This window comes from Arenibaculum sp., from assembly GCF_035998295.1.
Taxonomy (GTDB): Bacteria; Pseudomonadota; Alphaproteobacteria; order Azospirillales; family Azospirillaceae; genus DASYHS01.
On sequence record NZ_DASYHS010000014.1, the window covers coordinates 1 to 18,300 of the forward strand.

Consider the following 18,300-nt stretch of genomic DNA (forward strand, 5'->3'; position numbering starts at 1 on the left):
CCAGCCGGCCTGGTGGTCATGGCGGGGGGCCCAACACCCGATCCCATCCCGAACTCGGCCGTGAAATCCCCCAGCGCCGATGGTACTGCGTCTCAAGACGTGGGAGAGTAGGTCGCCGCCAGGCCTGCTGGCCGCAGCTCATCACAGCTTCAACACACGTCCACGAACCCTCTTTCATGGCCTGACGCCGAAGCTCCGCCACCCCAGGTGCGGGGCTTTGGTGTTTTTTGTGCGTATTCGGCGACATGGGTCGCACCTTTGACCAACTCCTGCTAGATTCCGCTAACGAAACTCTACGCGGTGCTTCAGACGTGCCGGCAGAATCGCCGAATACCGGGCGCAGGGCTCCGACGATCCTCCCGAGGCTGCGCCCGACCACGGGGCTGGTGGCGCTTTCGCTGCTCGTCGTCCTCACCTTCGCCGGCTTCTTCACCTACAGTTCCGTCCAGGCCCGCATGGCCGCGATCGAGGGGGCGGAGCGTCATACGCTCAATCTCGTCCGCACGCTTCAGCAGCACATCTCGCGCACGTTCGGCGCCGTCGATACGATGCTGCAGGGCGCGGGGGAGGGGATGATCCTGCGCGAGCTGGCGGGGGGGCCCATGGTGGCCGGCGACCTGCAGGCCGCGGTGCAGGGGCGCGTCCTCGATACTCCCCAGGTCCGCGCGCTGCTGATCCTCGATGAGACGGGGTGGTTGCGCTACGATTCCGACACGCCCGCTCCCGATCCGCTGGACCTGTCCGACCGTGAGTATTTCCGGGTCCATCTCGGTGGGCGGGGCGACGCGCTGCACATCGGCGACCCGGTGCTCGGCCGCGCTTCCGGCCGCGCCTTCATCCCCGTGAGCCGTGCGATACTAGACCCTTCGAACCGCTTGCGCGGCGTGGGCGTCGCCGTCGTCGAGCCCGAGTACTTCCGGGATTTCTTCTCCACCCTCGACGTCGGGGCCGGCGGGGACGTGATGCTGCTGAACGCCGACGGCACGCTGCTGGTCGCGGCGACCGCCGACGACGACCAGGAACTGGCCGCCGAGCTTGCCGCCGAGATCGAGCGGGGCACGATGGCGTTCGACGAGGTTCCCCGCCTGCAGTACGGCAAGGGTCACATCATCGCGCGGGCGGCGGTGGCCGGCTATCCCCTCGTCATCGTCGTCGCGTTGACCGAGGACGACGTGCTGGCGACGTGGCGCCAGGGCAACCTCTTCTATCTCGTCTCGGCCACGCTGGTCCTGGCGGTGATGGGCCTGCTGACCTGGCGCCTCGTTGACCAGCTCCACCGTACCGAAGCGGCCCAGGATGCGCTGCGCACGGCCGAGCGCGACTACCGCAGCATCTTCGACAATGCCGTCGACGGCATGTACCGGTGCGACGCCGACGGCCGCCTCCTGCGCGCGAACGGGGCGCTCGCGGCGCTCAACGGCTACCGCTCGCCCGACGAGCTGATCGCCGGCGCCCGCAATCTCGGCGGCGAATGGTATGTCGATCCGAACCGCCGGCGCGACTTCCGGGAGCTGCTGGCCGGCCAGGGATGGGTGTCCGACTTCGTCGCCCAGGTTCGCCGTCACCGCACCGGGGAGTGCATCTGGGTGTCGGAGAACGCGCGCGCGATCCGCGACCCGGGCGGCGAGGTGCTGTTCTACGAGGGGGCGATCCGCGACATCACGGCGGCGCGCGAAGCCGAGGACCGGCTGCGCGACGCCAAGGAGCGGGCCGAGCTCGCCGACCGGGCCAAGTCCGAGTTCCTCGCCAATATGAGCCATGAGCTCCGCACGCCGCTCAACGCCATCATCGGCTTCGCCGAGATCATCCGGGACGAGCTGTTCGGTTCCACCGGCAACCCCCTCTACCGCGAATACGCGACCGACATCCACGACAGCGGGCGGCACCTGCTGGCCCTCATCAACGAGATCCTCGATCTCGCCAAGGTGGAGGCCGGCAGCCTCAAGCTGCGGGAGGAGGCGGTCAGCCTCGGCGACGTGATGGATGCCTGCCGCCGGCTCGTGCGCGACCGCGCCCAGGACCAGGGCGTCGACGTGCACGCCGAAGCCGCGGCCACCCTGCCGCGCGTCTTCGCCGACCCGACGCGCATCAAGCAGGTCGTTCTCAACCTGCTCTCCAACGCGGTGAAGTTCACGCCCGCGGGCGGCCGGATCGTGCTCGCCGCCAGGGTCGAGGCCGGCGGGGGCGTCGTCCTGACGGTGGCGGACACCGGGATCGGCATGGCGCCCGAGAGCGTGGAGGTGGCGCTCCAGCCCTTCCGGCAGATCGAGAACGCCTTCAACCGGCGGCACCAGGGGACGGGGCTCGGCCTGCCGCTCGCCAAGCGCATGATCGAGCTCCACGGCGGCACCCTCGTCATCGCCAGCACCCTCGGCGAGGGCACGACGGTCGAGGTCCGCCTGCCGGCGTCGCGCGTGCTCGGCCATCCGGCCGAGCTGGCGCCGTCCACCCGGTCCGGCGACGGCGCCCCCGTCGGCACCTCGTCTCCCGGCACCCCTTCCCCCGGCAGGAACGAGCCCGCCGTCCCCGCATCCAACGCGTGAAGCTCCCCCGAGCTTGACCGGCCATTGCCGATTCCGGCACGCTGCGCAACGATAAGTCCTCGGCGGGCTGCTCCGGCGGGGTCATCGAACGGGGAGAGACATGAACAAGTTGGTTTCGATCGCCGTTGCCGGAGCGGTTTCGGTGCTGGCGAGTACCGCGGCCTTCGCCCAGGAGAAGTGGGACCTGCCGGCGGGCTATCCGCCGGGCAACTTCCATTCCAAGAACCTGGAGCAGTTCGCCGACGACGTCCGGACCGGAACGGACGGCAAGCTGGACATCACCGTCCATCCCGGCGCGTCGCTGTTCAAGGTGCCCGAGATCAAGCGTGCCGTGCAGACCGGGCAGGCGCAGATCGGCGAGCTGCTGATGGTGGTGCTGGAGAACGAGGACCCGATCTTCGGCGTCGACAACGTGCCGTTCCTCGCCACCTCCTTCGACGACGCGCGCAAGCTCGCCGACGCCCAGCGTCCCTTCGTCGAGAAGCGCCTCGCCGACCAGGGCATGCGCCTGCTGTACTGGGTGCCCTGGCCGCCGCAGGGCTTCTACTCCCCCAAGCCGCTGGAGACGATCGACGACCTGGCCGGCCTCAAGTTCCGCTCCTACGGCCCGTCCGCGGCGCGCCTCGGCGAGCTGGCGGGCATGCAGGTGACGACCGTCCAGGCGGCCGAGCTGTCGCAGGCCTTCGCGACCGGCAGGGTCAACGCCATGATCTCCTCGGGCTCGACCGGCTACGACAGCAAGCTGTGGGAGCACGTCACCCATTTCTACGACGTGCAGGCATGGCTGCCGAAGAACATGATCATCGTCAACGAGCAGGCCTGGCAGGGCCTGGACGAGGCGACCCGCGCGGCGGTGACCGAGGCCGCGGCCACGGCCGAGGAGCGCGGCTGGGCGGAGTCCGAGCGGCTGACCAACTTCTACCTCGACGAGTTCCGCAAGAACGGCATGACCGTGTCGGCGCCGTCCGAGGCGCTGAAGGCCGGCTTCCGTGACATCGGCGAGGAGCTGCAGGCCGACTGGGTGGCGCGTGCCGGTGCAGACGGCGAGGCCCTGCTGTCGGCCTACCGCGGCAACTGAACCGGCGGCCCAGGCCCTGTCCAGGGGCCGGAGCGGGACCGGCCGTCTCCGGCCCCGCCCGGCCCCTTTTCGTGAGGCCTCCCAGGCCTCGCTTCACCAGGATGACCCGACGATGCGCCGTGCCCTCGACGCCCTCTACGACGCCAGTGCCTGGATCGCCGCGCTGTTCATGATCGCCATCCTGGCGAGCATCCTGGTCCAGGTCCTCGGCGGCGTCTTCGGCTTCTACGTCAGGGGGACCGACGCCTATGCCGGCTACGCCATGGCCGGCGTGTCCTTCCTGGCGCTGGCCCACACGCTCAAGCGCGGCGAGCACATCCGCGTCACCTTGCTGCTCCAGCGCCTGCACGGGCGGCCGCGCCTCTGGCTGGAGGCGTGGTGCCTCGCCGTCGCCACGGTGCTGAGCGGCCTGTTCGCCTGGTACTCCTGGAAGATGGTGTGGTGGTCCTGGGCCTTCACCGACGTCTCCATGGCCGAGGACCGCACGCCGCTGTGGATTCCCCAGACCGCCATGGCCTTCGGCGTCAGCGTCCTGTTCGTCGCCTTCCTGGACGACACGGTCCGTCTCCTGCGCGGCCGACTGCCGATCGGAGGGCCGGCGGCGTCCTCCCGTTCCGAGTGAGGTCGAAGACATGGACGCCCTGTACACGACCGGCCTGCTGGTCGCCTGCCTGCTCCTGATCCTCGGCTCCGGCGTCTGGATCGGCCTCGCCCTGCTGGGGGTCGGCTGGCTGGCCATGGACCTGTTCACGACCCGGCCGGTCGGCGACGCGATGGTGACGACGATCTGGGGTGCTGGCTCGAGCTGGACGCTGACGGCGCTGCCGATGTTCATCTGGATGGGCGAGATCCTGTTCCGCTCGCGCCTGTCGGAGGACATGTTCCGTGGGCTGGCGCCCTGGATGCAGTGGCTTCCGGGGCGGCTGCTGCACACCAACATCATCGGCTGCACGATCTTCGCGGCCGTCAGCGGCTCCTCGGCGGCCACTTGCGCCACGATCGGCAAGATGACGATCCCGGAGCTGCGCGGGCGCGGCTACCCCGAACGCCTCATCATCGGTTCGCTCGCCGGGTCCGGCACGCTCGGCCTGCTGATCCCGCCGTCGCTGATCATGATCGTCTACGGCGTCGCGGCCAATGTCTCGATCGCCCGGCTGTTCATCGCCGGCATCGGTCCCGGCCTGCTGCTCGCCACCCTGTTCGTCGGCTACGTGGCGCTGTGGTCGGTCTTCCATCCCGGCCGCCTGCCCGGCGACCGCATGCGCGCCGGCTTGGCCGAGAAGCTGCGCGCCTCGCGCAACCTGCTGCCCACCGTCGTGCTGATCGTCGCGGTCCTCGGCTCGATCTATGCCGGCATCGCGACCGCGACCGAGGCGGCGGCGATCGGGGTGGTCGGCGCGCTCGGGCTGTCGCTCGTCCAGGGCACGCTGACGCGCGACAGCTTCGTCGAGGGCCTGCTCGGCGCGACGCGGCTGTCCTGCATGATCGCGCTGATCCTCGCCGGCGCCGCGTTCCTGACGCTGGCCATGGGCTTCACCGGCATGCCGAGGGCGCTCGCGGAGTGGATCGACGGCCTCGGCCTTCCGCCCGCGGCGCTGCTGGCGGCCCTCGCGGTGTTCTACATCATCCTGGGCTGCTTCCTCGACGGCATCTCCATGGTCGTCCTGACGATGGCGGTCGTGCTGCCGACGGTCGAGACGGCCGGTTTCGACCTCGTCTGGTTCGGCATCTTCATGGTGCTGGTGGTGGAAATGGCGCAGATCACGCCGCCGGTCGGCTTCAACCTGTTCGTGCTCCAGGGCATGACCGACCACCAGATCACCTACATCGCCCTGGCCGCCCTGCCGTTCTTCGTGCTGATGGCGGTCGCGGTGGTGTTCGTCAGCCTGTTCCCGGAAATCGCGCTGTACCTGCCGCGTCAGATGATGGCGGGGTGACGGGACCGGGCCGGCTCCGAACCATGGCGCCCGGCGAGTCGGGCCGGCCGCTCAGAACCAGTGCAGGACCCAGGACGCGAGGTGCGCCCCGAACAGCGCGACGGCGGTGTTCCAGGCCGTGGCCAGCGCCGCCAGCACCAGGCCCAGCAGGATGGCCAGCCCGTCCCGGGCGAGCTGGCCGAACGCCAGGGCGATCACCGCCAGCGAGGCCGGCTGGTTGCCGAAGGGGATCGGCAGCAGGATTAGGATGGCCAGCAGCAGGATCGTCGGCCCCAGGACGAGGCGGGTGGCCCGGCCGGTCAGGAAGGGCAGGCGCGGGCGCAGCCGCTCCTCGATCCGTCCCACGTGCCGGGCCAGCCAGCCCGTCGCCGAGAGCAGCGCCTGACGCGGCACCGGCCGGCGGGCCAGCCATTCCGGCAGCCGCAGGCCCGGCGCGCCCGCCATCAACTGGAAGGCGACGAGGGCCAGCGCCGTGCCGAACACAAGGCCGGTGGGCGCTCCCGGTATCGGGATGAAGGACGGCAGGGACAGCAGGATGAGGGTCAGGCCGGGGCCGGAACTGCCGAGCGCGTGGAGGATCTGGCCCAATGTCGGCCGGTCCGCGGCCACTGCGGCGGCGATGCCGACCAGTCTGTCGGCGACGCTCTGCGCTTCCCGGTTCACCGTGGTCTCCCTTCCGTCGTGCATTCCGGACCGGCTCTGTCCGCCCGGGCATGTTCCCGGGCCACCGGCGGCGCACGGCCGCTCTTCCATACCGGATGGAGCATGCCCGACGCCAGCAGGTCGAGAGCGGCGCGTGCAGAGATCACAGAATTCGCGTCGAAAACGGGGATACCGGCGGGGGAAAGACCGGGGAGGGCGGGCGGCGTCTTCACGGAGGACTCCGGCACGGATTGCCTGCGTCGGCGAGATCGGATGGCTGGTCCGACATCGCAGCCGACGCCTCGGCTGCCAGAGGGGCCCGGACCTTTGGAGCGATGACCCTTGGAGCGATAGATTGTCGGCGCGAAGGAGTTATCAAGATGCGCGGATGCGGGGTGCGCGTGATTCGAATCCGCCGTCTGGCCCCGCCGCACTACAAGACGCGGCACTTTCCTGTTGATGGCAGCAGTCGGTTTCGGCCGGACAGCGAGAACGGACATGCCACGCCCAACGGAAAGAAACCGGACCATGATGCGATCAGGCACGACCGAAGCACCGACCCTCCCGGATCGTGAAGCGGCGATCCTGCGTCCAGTCCGGAACTGCTGGCGCGTCGAGAACGCCTCGCGGGCGGCCTGCCTGATCGACGGCGACGCCTATTTCGCCGCGGCGAAGCAGGCGATGGCCGAGGCCCGCCATTCGATACTCCTGCTGGCCTGGGACTTCGCCGAACGCGCGCGCCTGCGGCCCGGGGACCCCGATCCGGCCGAACCGGACCGGATCGGAGACCTGCTCCGCAGCCTGGTCGACCGGCGCGACGGCCTGGAGGTCCGGGTGCTCGTCTGGGACAAGGCGGCCTGGCTCGCCCTCAGGCGCCGGCGCATCCCGGGGGCGCAGGCCCGCAACCTCGATCACGGCCGCCTGCGCTACGTGCTCGACGACGCCCATCCGGCGCTCGCGGTCCATCACCAGAAGGTCCTGGTCGTCGACGACGCGGTCGCGTTCTGCGGCGGCATCGACTTCGCCGCGAATCGCTGGGACACCCGCGCGCACCGCCTCCACGAGCCGCGGCGGCGCAAGCCCTCCGGCCGGCCCTACGAGCCGCATCACGACGTGATGATGCTCGTCGACGGGGATGCGGCGCGGGCGCTCGGCGATCTGGCCCGGGACCGCTGGTGGCGGGCGACCGGCGAACGCCTGGTCCCGCCGCCGCGGGGCCGCGCCATCTGGCCCGGCGGCGTCGAACCGGACTTCCGCGACGTCCCGGTCGGCATCGCGCGTACCGAGCCGGCATGGCGGGGCCGCCCGGAGACCAGGGAGGTCGAGCGGCTGTACCTGGACTCGATCGCCGCGGCGCGCGAGACGATCTACATGGAAAGCCAGTACCTGGCATCGCACCGCATCGGCCAGGCCCTGGCCCGGCGCTTGGCGGAGCCGGACGGGCCCGAGGTCGTCATCGTCAACCCCAAGCAGGCGCCGAGCTGGCCCGAGCAGCTCGCCATGGACAACGCGCGCACCGCGATCGTCTTCGACCTCAGGCAGGCCGACCGCTTCGGGCGCCTGCGGGTCTATGCCGCGCTCGTCGACGGCGCCGAGATCATCGTCCACTCCAAGGTCACCGTCGTCGACGACCGCTTCCTGCGCATCGGCTCGTCCAACCTGAATGCCCGCTCGATGGGGACCGACACCGAATGCGACCTGGCGATCGAGGTCGTGCCCGGCACCCCTGGCGAGGCGGCGGTCCGGCGCGGCGTGCGGCGGATTCGCGACCGCCTCGTCGCCGAGCACCTGGACGTGCCTGCCGGACGCCTCTCGTCAACCGTCGACCGGCACGGCAGCCTGGTCCGGGCCATCGACGCCCTGAACGCCCCGGCCGGACGGCGGCTGGACGAGTTCCCGCCGGCCCGGCCGGAACGCGCTTCGACCTTCGCGCACGACGTCCTGACCGACCCACCGGCCCCTCCCGGCAAATGGCCCGACAGATGGCTGCGCCGGCACGCCGGCTCCGGCCGGGCCGGCCTGGTCGGCGCGCTGTCCGCCGTCGCGGTGGTCGCGACCGTCGCCTGCGCCGTGACCTGGTGGATCGGCAGGCCCGGGCACCGCGGCCGGGACGTCCCGTTTCCTTCCGCCTGAGGGATGCGCCGCTACCGCTCCGGCTCGCAGCCGGAGAGCCAGGCCGAGAGCGGCACCGGCCGCGCCGGTGGCCGGGCCGAGGGCGGAGCCGGCTCGCCCGCATCCAGGCTGGCGGCGGCCGCGGCCAGGTGCTGGACGGCGCCGGCGCAGACCCGGCCCTGGCAGGATCCCATCCCCGCGCGCGTCGCGAGCTTGACCGCCGCCGCGCTGCCCGCGCCGAGCCGGGCGGCGGCCTCGATCTCGCCCGCGGTCGTCCCCTCGCAGCGGCAGACCACCGTGTCGGGGCCGGCAAGGCGGTAGATGCCCGGGCGCACGCCGCACCATGCCGCCAGCGCCCCGCGGAACCGGGCCAGCCGCGCGGCGCGCAACGCCTCGCCGCGCGCGGCCGGCGGCGCCGGCAGACCGAGATCGCCCGCGATCGTCCGGGCCGCGCGCGCGCCGGCAAGCAGCGCCAGGTCGGCGCCGCCGATCCCGGCGCCGTCGCCGGCGGCGTAGATGCCGGGCAGGCTGGTCCGCCCGGCCGCGTCCGTCGTGGGATGCCAGCCGCCCAGCGCCGGATCCCAGGCAAGCCGGCAGCCGGCCTGGGCCGCCAGTTCGGGATTGGGCCGCACTCCGAAGCCGAGCCCGACGGTGCGCGCGGGGATGCGTCGGACGACCGGACCCGCCGGTTCCCAGTTCCGGTCCAGCCGCACGATCTCGACCCCCTCGGCGCCATGCTCCGGCCCGCCGAGCACCGCCGCGACGGCGGCGCCGCGCAGGACCGGGATGCTTCGCCGCCTCAGCGCAAGCTCGAGGCCCATGCCCCGCAGCAGCAGCCCGGGCGCCGCCGCGAGGCCGGCCAGGGTGGACGGGCCCGGCCGGGCGGCGGCGTCCACCACCGCGGCGACCTCCGCCCCGGCCGCGGCGAGCTGGGCGGCCGCCAGCAGCGGCAGCGGCCCGGCTCCCGCCAGCACCAGCGGCCCTTGGGGCAGGACGGCGGCGCTTTTCCACAGAAGCTGCAGCGCGCCGACCCCGAACACGCCCGGCAACGTCCATCCCGGCACCGGGACGAACAGCTCGACCGCGCCCGGGGCGAGCAGCACCGCGTCGGGAACGAGCGTCTCCAGGCGGCCGGCGGGCGTCAGCACCCCCAGGCGCCGGTCGGCGTCCAGGGTCACGGCGGCGTGGCCGGCGCGGTGGTCGATCGCGGCGCACTCCGCGACCCGCCGGCGCAAGGCCGCGCCGCGCCGGTCCCGGCCGCCCGGCCCGGCGCGGAACACCTGCCCGCCGGCCTCGCGCCCCTCGTCGACGAGCACGGCGGCGACGCCGGCCTCGGCCAGCCCGAGGGCCGCCGTCATGCCCGCCGGACCGGCGCCCACGACCACCACGCGCGCGGCCGGGCTCATGCCAGCCTCACATCCGCGCCGGCGCGGACCGGGGCCAGGCAGGCCCGCTCCCGCACGCCGCCGTCGATCGAGACCAGGCAGCCCTGGCAGCTTCCCATCAGGCACAGCGGGCGGAACCCGTCGACGCCGGCCAGCAGCAGCGCGGCAGCGAGGCTCACGCCCTCCGGGGCCTCCGCCGGCCGGCCGTCGATGGTGAAGCGGACACTCGCGCCCGGCGGACCCGCATGGCGGAAGCGGGGGATCACGGCTGGCATGGTGTGAAGCGGTCGGGGTCGAAGGGCGATAGGTCGATCTCCGGCGTCCGCCCGGCGGCCAGCGCCGCGACGGCCCGGCCGGTGATGGGGGCCAGCGTGATCCCGTCGCCCTCGTGGCCGGTCGCGACGATCAGGTTGTCGAGGATGCGGCTGCGGCCGATCAGCGGCTTCTGGTCGGGGACGAAGGGGCGCAGCCCGGCGAAGGCGCGCAGGACCCGCGTCCCGGCCAGCGCCGGATAGCGCCGCAGCGCGCCGGCGATAATGGTCGCGAGCCCCTCGGGCGACACCGTGCGCCCGAAGCCCGCGAACACGCGGGTGCTGCCGAGGACGCATTGGCCGGTCGCGGTGGTCTCGGCGACGAAGCCGTAGCCGAGCCGCGTCTCCGCGTCCGCGTCCCCGGCCGCCGCCTCGGGCCGGGACTTGGCCGCGAGATAGCGGCCGGACACCAGGACCCGGCGCGGCGCCGCCGCCGTGCGTTCGGTGACGGCAAGCTCGCCGCGCCGGGGCTCCACCGGCAGCACGACGCCGGCGAGCGCGCCGAGCGCGGCGCTGGCGGCCCCCGCGGCGAACACGTATTGCTCGGCCCGGACCATGCCGGCGGTGGTCGAGAGGCCGGCGATCCGCGCCCCGATGCGCTCCACCGCATCGACGCGGGCCGGCCACAGCGTGCGCGCACCCAGTCCCTGCGCGCCCGCGACGAGGGCGAGCGTCATGGCGTAGGGGTTGACCTTGGCCTCGCCGGGCGCGAAGGCGGCGCCGCGCATCCCGGGGGCGATGCCCGGCTCCAGGGCCGCCAGCTCCGCGCGGCCGACCAAGCGCACGTCCAGGCCGCGGCCGCGCACGGCTTCGGCATGGGCGGCGACCGCCGGCTCGTCGGCCTCGTCCTCGATCAGCAGCAGTCCGCCGCAGGTCTCGAACTCCGTCCGGCCGGGAAGGCGCGCGACCAGGGCCGGGTACAGCGCCTGGCTCGCCGCGGCGAGGTCGAGCGCGGTGGCACTGGTCTTGGTCGAGACGGAGACGTAGCCGTCGCAGGCCCCGGAACTGCCGGCGGCCGGGCCCGAGGCGTCCAGCAGGACGGTGCGGATGCCCGCCGCAGCCAGATGCCAGGCGCAAGACGCGCCGATGATGCCGGCGCCGATGACGGCGACCTCCGCCTCGATCGCGCCGCCGGTCACGGCGCCGCCGGAAGCAGGGCGGCCCGGAACCAGCCGATCATCGTCACGGCGTCGAAGACCGGCAGCCCCGTCGCCGCCGCCACGGCGGCGCGGTAGGGCGGCAGGTTCGCGCATTCCAGCACGATCGCGCCGGTCTCGGGATGATCCGCGACCAGCGCCAGGCATGCCGCGACGGTCTCGCGCCCGGCGGCCTCCCGGTCGAGGTCGGGGCGCTCGCCGCGGATCATGGTGGCGAGCGCCCCGCCGGGGTCGAGCCCGCGGACCGGGATGTCGGGCGGGGCGCCGGCGGCCTCCAGATGCGCGGGCGTCAGGGCGACGGCCGAATAGGTGACGATGCCGGGCCGCCGCCCCGGCGCCAGCAGGGCCGCGACACTCCGGATCTGGAGCAGCGCCGAGGTGGCGACCGGAACCGGCAGGCGGGCCGCGAGCTCGCGCTGGAACAGCGACAGGAACCCGCAGGTGGTCGTGACGCCGATGCAGCCTTCCCCCGCAAGCCGCAGTCCCGCCTCGACGAAGGCGCCGAGCAGCGGCGCCGGGTCGCCGTGCACCGTGGCGCCGACGCTCGCCCCCGCCACCCTGGCGTAACGCACCGGGAACGGGAAGGTCTCCGGGCAGCCGACGTCGCCGGGGATGCGCAGGAAGCCGGTGTCGAGCATCAGGATGCCGATCGGCGCGCTCAAGCCGCCCTCCCCAGTCGGCGGTAGATCGGCAGCAGCAGGGACGGCAGCAGATAGATCGGGAACTGCGCGACCGCGACGAACAGCAGCAGCGCAGGGTCCGCGCCCGGCAGCACCGCCAGGAGCAGCGCCGCGTTGCGGTTGCCGCCGACGAAGCCGACCGTCGTTGCGACGCGCATGCCGGCCGGACGGAACGCCGCGGTGCCGAGGACCTGCATGCCGAGATTGGCAGCGAAGGCGGCGGCCGCGTAGAGCGCCACGTCCTGCGGCCGGGACGCGACATGGGCGGGCACCCCGTCCATCAGGGCCACCGCGAACAGCAGCAGCAGGATCACGCCGACCCCGTCGATCTCGGCGGCGCGGCGCGCGAGCCGGGCGGGTCCCGCGAGGGCGCGTAGCGCCAGCGACGCCAGCAGCGCGCCGCCGACCACCGCGGCCAGGCGCGCGAACAGGGCCAGCGGCTCGGCGATCGCGGCGCCGGCGGTCAGAGCGGCCACCGGCGGCAGGGTCAGCGGCACCAGCAGGGTCGCGGCGACGACGGCGACCAGCGCCGTCGCCGCGTCCAGCCCGAGCAGCAGCGAGAGCGCCGGCGCCGAAAGGATCGGCGGCATCGCCGCGACCAGCGCCAGCGACCGGCGCAGCTCCTCGGGCAGGCCCAACGGCGCGGTCGCGGCCCAGACCAGGGCGGGCAGCGCCAGCAGCACCCAGCCCACGGCCAGTGCGGAGACCAGCGGGCGGCCGAGCGTGAGCCGGAGCGACGGCCAGTCGATCCGCAGCATGCTCAGCACGAGCAGCGCCACCACCGCGACGGGCAGCAGCGGGTTCAGGCGCGCGGCCAAGCCGGGCAGGGCGAGGCCCAGGACGATGCCAGCCGGCAGCACGACGCGCGTCCATGCCGCAACCGTCCGCAATCCCAGTCCGATCACGTTTCCCCCGACCGAAGCGATCCGCCGGCAACACTAGCGGGGCAGGAGCCGCCGCGCCAGCGGCGCCCGTTCAGGCCTGCTCCTCGAGGGCGAGCCGGATGCCCAGGCCGATCAGGACGACACCGACCAGCCGGTCCAGCCAGGCGCCGATTGCGGGCCGTCGCCGCAGGGTGCCCGTCATGCCGGAGGCGCACAGCACCAGGAAGGCCTCCCAGACGATCGCGACCAGGATCACGATCAGGCCCAGAAGAACCGTCTGCGCCGCCGCGTGGCCGAGCGCCGGGTCGACGAACTGGGGCAGGAACGCCATGAAGAAGATCGCGACCTTGGGATTCAGCACGTCGATCGCCACGCCCTGGCGGTAGGCGCTCCATGGCGTCACCCGGCGGTCTTCCGCGGCACCGGCCGGCGCGAACGCGACGCCCGGGGATCTGAGAGCCTTCCAGCCGAGATAGACGAGATAGGCCGCCCCCACGTACTTCACCACCATGAAGGCGGTCGCCGAGGTCGCCAGGATCGCGGAGAGGCCGAAGGCGGCGGCGAGCACGTGGATGAAGGCCCCGGAGCAGACGCCGAGGGACGAGGCGATCCCGACCCTCCGGCCGTGCGCGACGGTCCGGGTCAGGATGTACACGGCGTCCGGCCCGGGGGCCACGTTCAGCGCGACAGCGGCGCTCAGGAACAGGGCCCAGTGATGCCAGTCGTACATGGCGCTCCCTCCGTCCGGCCCGTGCGGGCGACGGCCGCCATTCAGCAGCAGAAGCCGCGGGTGGTCAAGCGCCGGTCGGGCCCCGCGCCGCGGCTGGCGCTCGGGGAATATTCCTTCCGACGGCAGTTCGCGGCGTTTTCTGGGTTTCGCCCTCGAGGTGTATGATTATCCATATAGATGCTTAGTATTGAATACCCTTGCATTCCGAATATCCATAATTTCATCTGTGGAAGTTGTTGAGTTTATCCAAGGTAATGTTACCGTGATTACGGTCTCCCACGTTATTGAACTGTCACATTGCGAATTTTATGCTTTCATCCATAGCGACAAGTCGGCCGGAACGCGACAGCGTCCTGGTCGGCCCGGCCACCGCCCTGCCGGAGACCGAAACGGTCGCCTCGCAGTTCCTGGCGCGGGCCCGTGCGCATCCCCGGCGGGTCGCACTGATCCACGCCGGCGTCGTGCTCGACTACGGGCGCGTCGAATCCGCCGCGTCCGGCCTGGCGGGCCGCCTGCAGGCCCACGGCGTCGGCAGGAACGACCTCGTGCCGGTCGTCACGACGGGCGGCCCCGACCTGCCGCTCGGTATCCTGGGCGCGCTCCTGGCGGGCGCGGCCTTCGTTCCGATCGACGCCGACTGGCCCCAGGCGCGCATCGAGGAGACGCTCGGGCAGATCGGGCCGAAGGCGGTCCTCGCGGACGATCCGCGGCGCGCGGCCGCGGCGGCGGGCCGGCCCTGCATCGCGGTGGACGCCCGCGCCGCGGGAGGCGGCCCGCTGCCGCCGCACGGCCCGCAGACGGACCTCGCCTACGGCTTCTTCACCTCGGGCTCGACGGGGCGGCCGAAATGCTGCCTCAACGTCCAGCGCGGGCTGCTCAACCGGTTCGCCTACATGACGGAGCGGTTCGGGCTGCGCCCCGGCGACGTCGTGCTCCAGAACAGCCGGCACGTCTTCGACTCGTCGCTCTGGCAGCTGCTGTGGCCGCTCACCGTCGGGGCGACGGTCGTCATCCCCGAGCGAGACGGCATTCTCGACCTCCAGGAGACGGTCGCGACGATCGAGCGCCACGGTGTCGTCATGACCGACTTCGTGCCGACCGTCTTCAACCTGCTCGTCCGCTTCCTCGAGGCCGATCCCGCGCGTGCACGTGCGTTGCGCTCCATGAGGCACGTCCTGATCGGGGGGGAGGAGGCCAACCCCGAAACGGTGCGGGTGTTCCGGCAGCTGCTGCCGCATGTCGAGGTGACCAATACCTACGGCCCCACGGAGGCCTCGATCGGTATGGTGTTCCACCGCGTCGGCGACGGCGACGCCGAAGGCATACCCCTGGGGCGCCCGATCGCCAACACCTTCGCCGTCGTCTGCGACGAGGCGTTCCGGCTGCTGCCCGCGGGCCAGGTCGGCCAGATCGTGATCGGCGGCGAGTGCCTCGGCCTCGGCTATCTCGGCGACCCGTCGAAGACCGCGGCCGCCTTCCGGCCGAATCCGTGGGCCGGCCTGCCGGGCGGCCGCGTCTACCTCACCGGGGATCTCGGCCACGTGGATCCGGACGGGCTGCTGCGCTTCGACGGGCGCCGGGACTTCCAGGTGAAGATCGGGGGCGTGCGCATCGAACTGGACGAGGTCGCCGCGACGCTGAACCGCCTGTCCGAGGTGCGCGACGCCCGCGTTCTGCCGAAGCCCCGCGCCGACGGCACGGCCTATCTCGTCGCCTTCGTCGTGCCCTCGGCGGGTACGGCCGCCGAGGCGTCGGGGACGGGTGCCGCGGCCGCGCTGCGCGGCGCCCTCGCACGCGAGCTGCCCGCGACCTCCATCCCCTCGCGGTTCGTGTTCGTCGACGGGTTCCCGCTGACGCCGAACGGGAAGACCGATGGGCGCGCGCTTCTGGACATGCTCGACGGGCAGGCGTCGGACGCGGCGGCATCGGCCGGGGATGACGGGCCGGACGCGAGGCTGTCCCGCATGGTCGCGCTGTGGCGCGAGGCGCTCGACGACGGCACGGTCGGGCCGGATACCGCCTTCCTGGCCGCGGGAGGAAACTCCTTCTCGGCGGTCGCGCTCGCCCTGCTGGTCGAGCGCGAACTGGGCGCGACGCTCCAGCCGCAGGCCGTCTACGAGAACCCGACGCCGCGCGCGCTGCTGGCTTTCGCCGACGGCGGTGGACGCGAGGGCGCCGCCGAGGATCCGGCGCCGGCGCTCATGGCCTCCGACCTCGCGGGCGCCGCGGAGGCGCTGTCGGCGACGCCGCGCGGGGCGCGGCCCGTCGGGTCCCCGCCGCGCCGCGTGCTGCTGACGGGGGTCACGGGCTTCGTCGGCGCCCATCTCCTGGATGCGCTGCTGGCCCGGTCGCAGGCGGAGGTGGTGTGCCTCGTCCGGGCGGAGGACCGCCGGAGTGCGGCCGAACGCCTGCAGGCCGCCCTCGGGGCCTACGGGCTCTTCGGCCCCGAGGCGGCGCGACGGGCCGTGGCGGTCCCGGGCGACCTGTCGCTGCCGTGCTTGGGGCTCGGGCCCGGCGCCTTCGCCGATCTCGCGGGCGGCGTCGACGCGATCCTCCACAACGGCGCGGCCGTCGACTTCCTGCGCGGCTACGCGGAACTGAGGGGGCCGAACGTCCTGGGTACGGTGGAGGTGGCGCGCCTCGCGCTCGCCGGCGGCGGCATCCCCGTGCACCACGTCTCGACGCTCGGCGTCGTCGGCGGGACGGCGGGCGTCCCGGCCCCCGAGCACGCGGCCCCGGTGCTCGACGCCCTGCCGGCCGAAGGATACGTCCGGTCGAAGGCGGTCGCCGAAGGCGTGCTCGCCGAGGCCGCCCGTTCGGGCGTGCCGGTCCGCATCTACCGCCTGGGCGAGGTGATGCCCTCCAGCATCACCGGCATGCCCAACCCCCGGTCCCTGGTCGTCCTGCTGTTCAAGGGTTTCGTCGAGACGGGCCGCGTCTTCCCGCTCGCGGACAGGATCGATTACACTCCCGTCGACGTCGTGGCGTCGCTCGTCGCCTGCGTGATCGCCGCGGTGGGGGACGCGCCGGCGGTCCCCGGCCCCGCCGTTCTCCACGTCTTCCATCCGAGCGCGCCGCGGTTCGGCGACCTCGCCGCCGACCTCGGCCGCCGGGTCGGCGGGCTGCCGGTGGTCTCCTACGCGGAGTTCCAGTCCGTGGTTCGGGAGCGCTGCAGGAACGGCACCGCGTCCGCCGACCTCGTCGCGCTGGCCTCCCTGCTGCCCCGGCCGGACGGCGACGGGATGCCGGGCTGGTTCGCGGAGCAGTTCGGCGACCCCGGCCTGCGCTACGGCCGCACCGCGGCCGCCGAGCTGGAAGCCCGCCACGCCATCCGCTGGCCGGAGGGCGGCAGCGCGCCGTGGCGGCCGTTCCTCGAGTTCCTGCACGCGTCCGGGCGGCCGGCTCCGGCAGCCGGCCCCGCACCGGGATTGGGAGAAAAGCACCGATGACGAGAGCATTCCTGCGGGGCCGCAGGATCGGCCTGCTGGCCGGCGGCGGCCTGTCGTCCTGGGCAGTCGCGAAGCTGCTGGCGGAAGAGGGCGCGGACTTCCAGGTCCATTTCGCCGATGTCGGCCAGGTCGACGAGACTCATGCGCAGGCCTTCCTCGACGACATGGAGAGGCACCGGATCCCCTGCCGGCGGCACGATCTGAGGGACGCTGCCGCGGCGCTCGCCCTCGACCTCGTCCGCTGCCGGGCCGGCTACGAGGGCGGCTATTGGAACACGACCGGGGCCCTGCGCCTGGTGCTCCTCGCCAACCTCGCGCCGCGCCTGGTGGAAGCCGGCTGCGACATCCTCGCCCATGGCTGCGTCGGCGGAGGCAACGACCAGCGCCGCTTCGAAAGGCTGACGGCCCACTACGCCCCGGGCCTGGAGGTACTGGCGCCCTGGACCGATCCGGTCCTGAGGGTCCGGTGCCCGGATCGGGCGGGAATGGTCCGCGTGATCGAGGCCGACGGCCCGATCGCCGGCGTGGCCGGAAAGGCGGCCGTCTCGTCGGACGGGTCGCTGATGGGCGTCTCGCACGAGGGCACCGCGATCGAAGCGCTGGACCGTCCGTGGCGGGCCGCGCCCTTCGCGCTCTCGCGCACGCCGCAGGCCGCCCCGGACGAAACCGTGGCGGTGCGCGTCGGGATCGAGGGCGGCGCGCTCGCGACCCTCGACGGGCGGCCGCAGACGGCCCGCGGCGCGATGGAGGCGGCCAACGCGCTCGCCGGGCGGGCGGGCGTCGGGCTGACGAGCGTCATCGAGACGAGGATCATCGGCACCAAATGCCGCGGGATATACGAGGCGCCGGGAATGACGCTGCTGGGCTTCGCCTACGAGCAGCTCGCGCGCGCGGTGCTGTCGCCGGCGTCGCTCGCGCTTCACGAGGAGCTGTCGCGCGTCCTCGGGCGCGCGGTCTACGAGGGCCGTTCCTTCGAGGCCCACGCCGCCGCCGCCCGCGCCGCGCTGGTCGACATGACCGGCGTGCTGGGCGGCGAGGTCGAGGTCGCGCTCTACAAGGGCAATCTCGCGCTCGACGGGCTGCGCAACCTGCCGGCGGACGCGCTGGGTGCGCATCAGCACCGCTTCGCCGCCGGCGGGCAGGTCTGGACCTGAGGACAGGCGGGCGCTACTCGCCCGCCGTCTCCTCCTGCCGGGGATGGAAGGCCCCGGCGGGAGGCCCCGCGGGCTCCCGGGCCGCTTCCTGGAGCGCGCGCGCCGCGCTCTGGAGGGCGTCGCCCCGGCCGGCCGGCCGCAATTCGAACAGCAGCAGCGAGCGCGCCGTCACGTCGACCTCGTCGCCGCTGGAGGCGGTCGGCGGCGCCTCGGAGTCGAGGTCGGGGCGGGCGGTGTC

General features: G+C 73.1%; 15 protein-coding genes and 1 rRNA gene. 8 read left to right on the forward strand and 8 right to left on the reverse strand.

Features of this window, described 5'->3' with window-relative positions; all coding sequences use genetic code 11:
* The first annotated feature begins 8 nt into the window (after nucleotides 1-8).
* The 5 genes from rrf to VGO20_RS00940 all read left to right on the forward strand — a co-directional run bounded on the left by rrf (nucleotide 9) and on the right by VGO20_RS00940 (nucleotide 5,558).
* Nucleotides 9-124: ribosomal RNA gene (gene rrf, locus VGO20_RS00920) — 5S ribosomal RNA — on the forward strand.
* A gap of 187 nt (nucleotides 125-311) precedes the next feature.
* A complete protein-coding gene (locus VGO20_RS00925) occupies nucleotides 312-2,543 on the forward strand; it encodes an ATP-binding protein (RefSeq protein ID WP_327500397.1) in 2,232 nt (743 codons plus the stop codon).
* 100 nt (nucleotides 2,544-2,643) lie between these two features.
* Entirely contained in the window at nucleotides 2,644-3,621 is a 978-nt protein-coding gene (locus tag VGO20_RS00930) for a TRAP transporter substrate-binding protein (protein WP_327500398.1), read from the forward strand.
* Nucleotides 3,622-3,733: 112 nt separating this feature from the next.
* Nucleotides 3,734-4,243, forward strand: a complete 510-nt coding sequence (locus VGO20_RS00935; RefSeq protein WP_327500399.1) for a TRAP transporter small permease — start codon at nucleotides 3,734-3,736, stop codon at nucleotides 4,241-4,243.
* A 10-nt stretch (nucleotides 4,244-4,253) separates the two neighbouring features.
* Nucleotides 4,254-5,558 (forward strand): TRAP transporter large permease, encoded by a 1,305-nt coding sequence (locus VGO20_RS00940; RefSeq protein ID WP_327500400.1) that lies wholly within the window; start codon nucleotides 4,254-4,256, stop codon nucleotides 5,556-5,558.
* A gap of 51 nt (nucleotides 5,559-5,609) precedes the next feature.
* Here the strand turns inward: VGO20_RS00940 and VGO20_RS00945 are convergent, their stop codons facing one another.
* Nucleotides 5,610-6,221, reverse strand: coding sequence for an exopolysaccharide biosynthesis protein (locus VGO20_RS00945; RefSeq protein WP_327500401.1), 612 nt, complete (start codon nucleotides 6,219-6,221; stop codon nucleotides 5,610-5,612).
* A gap of 507 nt (nucleotides 6,222-6,728) precedes the next feature.
* Between VGO20_RS00945 and VGO20_RS00950 the strand changes: the two genes are divergently transcribed.
* On the forward strand, nucleotides 6,729-8,333 hold the full coding sequence (locus VGO20_RS00950) for a phospholipase D-like domain-containing protein (RefSeq protein WP_327500402.1): 1,605 nt from the start codon (nucleotides 6,729-6,731) through the stop codon (nucleotides 8,331-8,333).
* Between the two features lie 11 nt (nucleotides 8,334-8,344).
* On the opposite strand, the gene VGO20_RS00955 is transcribed toward VGO20_RS00950, so the two are convergent.
* The 6 genes from VGO20_RS00955 to VGO20_RS00980 form a co-directional block, all read right to left on the reverse strand.
* Nucleotides 8,345-9,718 carry an NAD(P)/FAD-dependent oxidoreductase gene (locus tag VGO20_RS00955; protein WP_327500403.1) on the reverse strand — a complete coding sequence of 458 codons (1,374 nt, stop codon included), beginning with the start codon at nucleotides 9,716-9,718 and terminating at the stop codon, nucleotides 8,345-8,347.
* Nucleotides 9,715-9,972: a 2Fe-2S iron-sulfur cluster-binding protein gene (locus VGO20_RS00960; protein WP_327500404.1), complete on the reverse strand. Its 258-nt coding sequence runs from the start codon at nucleotides 9,970-9,972 to the stop codon at nucleotides 9,715-9,717. Before VGO20_RS00960 ends, VGO20_RS00955 begins: the two co-directional genes overlap by 4 nt.
* Nucleotides 9,960-11,147: an NAD(P)/FAD-dependent oxidoreductase gene (locus tag VGO20_RS00965; RefSeq protein WP_327500405.1), complete on the reverse strand. Its 1,188-nt coding sequence runs from the start codon at nucleotides 11,145-11,147 to the stop codon at nucleotides 9,960-9,962. Before VGO20_RS00965 ends, VGO20_RS00960 begins: the two co-directional genes overlap by 13 nt.
* Nucleotides 11,144-11,827, reverse strand: coding sequence for an aspartate/glutamate racemase family protein (locus VGO20_RS00970; RefSeq protein WP_327500406.1), 684 nt, complete (start codon nucleotides 11,825-11,827; stop codon nucleotides 11,144-11,146). The genes VGO20_RS00965 and VGO20_RS00970 overlap by 4 nt, the downstream gene beginning before the upstream one ends.
* The gene (locus VGO20_RS00975) at nucleotides 11,824-12,750 is read right to left on the reverse strand and encodes a hypothetical protein (RefSeq protein WP_327500407.1); all 927 of its coding nucleotides are present in this window, start codon (nucleotides 12,748-12,750) and stop codon (nucleotides 11,824-11,826) included. The genes VGO20_RS00970 and VGO20_RS00975 overlap by 4 nt, the downstream gene beginning before the upstream one ends.
* A gap of 70 nt (nucleotides 12,751-12,820) precedes the next feature.
* Nucleotides 12,821-13,459 (reverse strand): LysE family translocator, encoded by a 639-nt coding sequence (locus VGO20_RS00980; protein WP_327500408.1) that lies wholly within the window; start codon nucleotides 13,457-13,459, stop codon nucleotides 12,821-12,823.
* A 308-nt stretch (nucleotides 13,460-13,767) separates the two neighbouring features.
* Here VGO20_RS00980 and VGO20_RS00985 point away from each other — a divergent pair, with 308 nt between their 5' ends.
* Together VGO20_RS00985 and VGO20_RS00990 are read left to right on the forward strand one after the other, a co-directional pair.
* Nucleotides 13,768-16,908 (forward strand): non-ribosomal peptide synthetase, encoded by a 3,141-nt coding sequence (locus VGO20_RS00985; RefSeq protein ID WP_327500409.1) that lies wholly within the window; start codon nucleotides 13,768-13,770, stop codon nucleotides 16,906-16,908.
* Nucleotides 16,905-18,062: an argininosuccinate synthase domain-containing protein gene (locus VGO20_RS00990; RefSeq protein ID WP_327500410.1), complete on the forward strand. Its 1,158-nt coding sequence runs from the start codon at nucleotides 16,905-16,907 to the stop codon at nucleotides 18,060-18,062. Before VGO20_RS00985 ends, VGO20_RS00990 begins: the two co-directional genes overlap by 4 nt.
* A 13-nt stretch (nucleotides 18,063-18,075) precedes the next feature.
* Here the strand turns inward: VGO20_RS00990 and VGO20_RS00995 are convergent.
* On the reverse strand, nucleotides 18,076-18,300 hold a 225-nt coding region (locus VGO20_RS00995; RefSeq protein ID WP_327500411.1), incomplete at its 5' end, for a hypothetical protein.

Coding starts and splice junctions, on each gene's coding strand:
- VGO20_RS00985 (WP_327500409.1), top strand. CDS start 13,768: ATGCTTTCATCCATAGCGACAAGTCGGCCGGAACGCGACAGCGTCCTG.
- VGO20_RS00990 (WP_327500410.1), top strand. CDS start 16,905: ATGACGAGAGCATTCCTGCGGGGCCGCAGGATCGGCCTGCTGGCCGGC.
- VGO20_RS00955 (WP_327500403.1), bottom strand. CDS start 9,718: ATGAGCCCGGCCGCGCGCGTGGTGGTCGTGGGCGCCGGTCCGGCGGGC.
- VGO20_RS00935 (WP_327500399.1), top strand. CDS start 3,734: ATGCGCCGTGCCCTCGACGCCCTCTACGACGCCAGTGCCTGGATCGCC.
- VGO20_RS00960 (WP_327500404.1), bottom strand. CDS start 9,972: ATGCCAGCCGTGATCCCCCGCTTCCGCCATGCGGGTCCGCCGGGCGCG.
- VGO20_RS00950 (WP_327500402.1), top strand. CDS start 6,729: ATGATGCGATCAGGCACGACCGAAGCACCGACCCTCCCGGATCGTGAA.
- VGO20_RS00940 (WP_327500400.1), top strand. CDS start 4,254: ATGGACGCCCTGTACACGACCGGCCTGCTGGTCGCCTGCCTGCTCCTG.
- VGO20_RS00980 (WP_327500408.1), bottom strand. CDS start 13,459: ATGTACGACTGGCATCACTGGGCCCTGTTCCTGAGCGCCGCTGTCGCG.
- VGO20_RS00930 (WP_327500398.1), top strand. CDS start 2,644: ATGAACAAGTTGGTTTCGATCGCCGTTGCCGGAGCGGTTTCGGTGCTG.